Below are 243 nucleotides of genomic sequence, written 5' to 3' on the forward strand. Positions count from 1 at the left end.
CCGAGAGACGGTTACCAAGCGCCTCAACGCTGCGGTTAATCAGATTCATCGCTGGGTAGACATTGTTTTCCCTGAACTTCGCCAGGTCTTTAAAATCCTTACTTGCACCAGTGCAATCGCATCACTCAGACTCTTCCCCCTGCCTGAAGAGATCCGTCTGTTAAATACGGAACAGGTTCTTGGCGGTTGGAAGCAATATGTAAAGCGTCATGCTGGAGTTAAACGTGCTGAGTTACTTATTTC

General features: G+C 47.7%; 1 pseudogene. It reads left to right on the forward strand.

The features are described from left to right. Nucleotides 1-243: pseudogene (locus HPT30_RS29485) on the forward strand (IS110 family RNA-guided transposase); the annotation flags it as partial.

It is taken from the genome of Paenibacillus agri (assembly GCF_013359945.1).
GTDB classification, from domain to species: Bacteria; Bacillota; Bacilli; order Paenibacillales; family Paenibacillaceae; genus Paenibacillus_AQ; species Paenibacillus_AQ agri.